3 protein-coding genes are annotated in these 4040 nt (G+C 33.8%); all 3 read right to left on the bottom strand.

What is annotated here, in order from left to right:
- Positions 1 to 1012: hypothetical protein (locus GSY74_RS10480; RefSeq protein ID WP_164665060.1), on the bottom strand; the 1012-nt coding region annotated here is incomplete at its 3' end.
- 113 nt (positions 1013 to 1125) lie between these two features.
- Positions 1126 to 3237: a hypothetical protein gene (locus tag GSY74_RS10475; RefSeq protein WP_164665058.1), complete on the bottom strand. Its 2112-nt coding sequence runs from the start codon at positions 3235 to 3237 to the stop codon at positions 1126 to 1128.
- Positions 3224 to 3706, bottom strand: a complete 483-nt coding sequence (locus GSY74_RS10470; RefSeq protein ID WP_164665056.1) for a hypothetical protein — start codon at positions 3704 to 3706, stop codon at positions 3224 to 3226. The genes GSY74_RS10475 and GSY74_RS10470 overlap by 14 nt, the downstream gene beginning before the upstream one ends.
- Positions 3707 to 4040 lie beyond the last annotated feature (334 nt).

The raw sequence follows: 4040 nt of genomic DNA, 5'->3' as shown, positions 1-4040 counted from the left end.
CAGCCCTATTAAAATAGAGTTTATGTCCATCACCATCAAGAGTGCCATCACTGTTATAGTCAGTAAACATCAGATGGTCTGTAGCCTCTGTAATAACAGTATATGAGCCATCACCGTCTTCATTGAAAGTTAATCTATCTCCTTCTATAGTAATATTTTCCGTATCACCACGATCTGTAAATGCATCTGCTTGGGCATTAAATATAAGTTCAACCACAGCATTTGATTCAGCATCATACATATAAAAAGTTTTTTCTGCTACAAGCTCTTTTGTCGTTTCTGTTTCACTATCCTGTATAACCTTAACCTCATTCTCATCAATAATAGTCTCCTCCATAGCCTCTTCTATACAGCTATCATTATCCTCACAACTATCAATCTTCGTAGGTAACTCATCAGCAATCCCAGCCTCTTTTAGCTCCTCAGCTATCTCTTTTATATTGGCTAACACAGCTCTAGGAGATGAGAGATTTTGCTCTTGCAAAGTATTTAAGTTAATCTCAAAATCTTTCAAAAGAACCTCATAAAACTCCTGTTGATTATCCATCTCTTTAACAGCATCAATATCATTAGCTGTTAAATGTCCAGCATCCACCATAGCTTGTAATATAGAGAGGTCTTTCTCCTCCTCTGTTGGTGCTAGTCCATTGAATGGGATGGTAAATTTATCTGTATAGTGTTCGCTACCTGTATCTTGAAGTTCAAGTAAGAGAGGTAGAGTTGGGTCATATGTCTCTAGTAGATATTTACCCTCTGCTGTATTGGTAATCTTATTCCAAATAGTAGCAACCGTATCACCTTTGTTAATACTCACTTCTGCTTGAAGCTCTGTAACTCCACAGATACCATCTCTGTTCTCATCTTGACAGATATTTACCACAATAGATTGTGGAATCCCTACTAGATTTAAAATCTTCTGCAACAGCTCTTTTGCCTCATCACTACTTCCCCCACCACAACTTGCTAATCCTAACATTGATACTATGCTTAATGACCATAGAAACTTTTTCATGCTCTATCTCCTTATTATGTTTATAAGTTATTATGATAGCATAGCGAACTTACCCAACTCCTTAAAATAATTTGAGGTGGATTCGACTCATAAAGGAATACCCTGTATCAATATCAAGAGTATTTCAAAAAAAGTACTAAAAATAGAATAGATAAGATACCAATAGTAATCACAACTCCAATAGAGTGTATAGCTCCAATACTACTCAAAACTAATATCCCAAACCCAGAAAAAGAGGTAAGAAGTGAATAGAAAATAGCCTCTTTGGTCTCTTCTGAGTTCTCTTGGCTCATATAGATACCGTAGTCTATTCCTGCAACTATAATGATGATTATAGAGAAAAGATGCATAATATTTATAGAGACAAAGCTTAGATACAAGAGTATTATAGCAATAGGAAAAAGTATAAAATTTAGTGCCAAGATGCTTTTCTCTCGAACTACAAAAGAGATAATCGCTACAATAGAGAAAAATGCTAAAAAAAGATAAAGCAGTAGACTATCAAACATCTTTTTTGTTGTATCTTTTATCAGTTTGGAAGCATCTATCAGATAGACTCCATCCATAGGTTTTAGAATATCTATATTTAACCTATCTATTGTAGCAATGGTATAAAATCTATTATCTCTCTCTATTACTTCATAACCTAGACTCTTAAATGTCTCTAAATCTATAGAATATTGACTTGGTATCTTCTCAACAAAATCATAAGAGGAGGAGAAATACCCATCTTTAAAGCCCAACTCTTTAGCACTCTTCTCTAGTAACTTTTTTAGTTTATCAAAATCATAACTCTCTATCTGCTCTTTTTTATTTTTGAACTGTTCATCTGTCAGTGCTAGTTTAGAGATAACATTTGTTGATGGTATCTGCTTCTGTAGTCTATAGGCTTTTTCTATAAGTTCATTTATACTATCTGCTTCAATTAATATAGTAGATTTTTGAGGCATATTCTCTTGGATAATATTCTGTTTTGCTTTTAACTCTTGGTTATCATAGTCTAAATTTTTCAAATTATAATCAAACTCTATAGTTGCCCCTGCATAGAGTATGGCTAATAGAGAGAATATAAACACCCCATTGATTGGCAAAATAGTTTTTATATTGGATAGAAAATTGAGATTTAGTCTATCTGCTTTTGGTGAGAATCTAAAGTGAGGATAGATAAATGTAAATTGAAAATATGAGAACCCAAGGCTGATAAGTGCAAAAACAGAGAGTTGAGAGATAAGAGGAAATGAGACAAACTGCAACATTACAAAACCAAGTGCTGTAGTCAAAAATGCTATAAGTATCGGTCTATTAATCCCTTTTTTTAGATACTCTCCATGAAAGTAGTTATGAAATAGATAATCAACCGATATAGAGCTAATAGCAGAGCCAAATGCCAAAGTAAAGATGGATAGTTCAGAGAAGATAGCTGTTGAGATACTAAGTGCCACAAATATAGAACTAGCCAAAGTGATGCTGTTTGCAATAAGAACTCTATAATCTCTGAGTGTTAGAAAAAAGAGTATAATCAGTAGTCCAAAAGAGAGATATAAAATAGTATGAACATTAGATTTTATAATAGTTGAGTTTTGTGCTGTAAAAAATAGCGTTGAGAAAGCGACTACCCCCTCTTGGTCTGCAAAGATGTCTGACAACTCTCTCTCTATCTTTTTGGCACTCTCCATATCACTCATTTTGCTTTTGAGTTGTGCTGTAAGTAGATAACCATACCCACCAAGTGCCAAATACCCATCTCTGCCTAGTTTCTCACCAGAGAAGATATTGAACTCAAACAGCTTGAATGGGTCATTTTTGTCAATTGGTTGATAGATAAGTGAATCTATTAGTCCATTTTTTAGTTCACTCACTCTCTTCTCTATATTTTTTTGCTCTACAGGGATAGGTCTGAATTCACTCAAAAGAAAATAGTTCTTTTTTAGATAGTCAGAAATCTCTATCTTTGAGAGGTTTAGCTTGGTCTCTTTGATAAAATAGAGAGTCTCTAGCTTTTTCTCTATAGCTATTAATTTATCTCTATTCTCTTGGCTGAAACCTTTGATGGTCACAAAAAGTGTCGATGAGGTCTCAAAACTATTAACCGTTTTGAGCTTCTCTATATTCTCATCACTCTCAAATATAGAGAGCATATTGGTAGTGATATGGCTTGGATTAAAAAGAGATATGGAGAGAAGTACTATCAACAGATAGAGAACAAAAGGACTACTTTGCTTCAATTTTTATGGTATCTCTGTTTGTAAAATTGATAATAAAAAAGTCTACAGACTCATCTGCTTTTAGGGATAACTCTATATTGGAAACCACCTCTTTTGTATCATCTGTTGGTTCAAACTGATATTTTTTATCCCTCTTTTCTATTTTAAAATTCTCTTTTAGACTCTCAAAGTTTTTAGAAAAGAGTGCTTTTGTTAGTCGAAAATAGAGTGCAACTTCTGGTTTCTCATTTAGGTTTATGGTAGTTAACAGCTCGTTATCATCACCATGAACAGTTAAATTATTATCAACTTTTGTAATGGTCTTTCCATCTCTGTATCTGACAATAGTTTTCACATCGTCATAGCTGACATTACCATCACGGTATGTGTATAGCTCTAGTGCCTCTACGAATTTTGTCTCTTTGAAGTTTACTGTTTGGGAACATAAGGATATAATAGTTAGGGAAAGTATAAATAGTGTTTTTTTCATATTTGAATTTTAGCAGAAGATTATTAAACTGTTGAACTATCTATGTCGATATATCTCGACCTATCTCTTTTGTTATTATATCTTTTTGACCCATGAGGTTTCCTTTTTTAAGGTGGTCTTATTTTAGCATAAAAGAACAGAGTGTTGCTGGATTTTTGATAAATTGAGTGTTGACTTTAGTTGTTATTGCCTATGCATTCCACCTCAGAGAGGATGGAACGAGAGGCATGACGAGTAAGAATCTTCCGTAATTATATCGTTGTTGTTCAAGGGTAGAGACACTGCTCTACCCCTACAGATATTATTTTTCTTTTCGTAGGGGTAGACCCATGTG

The organism is Sulfurovum sp. bin170, from assembly GCF_010892395.1.
Classification (GTDB): domain Bacteria; phylum Campylobacterota; class Campylobacteria; order Campylobacterales; family Sulfurovaceae; genus UBA1140.
Note: the sequence above shows the minus strand (reverse complement) of the source record. Positions and strands in the feature narration are given on the sequence as shown.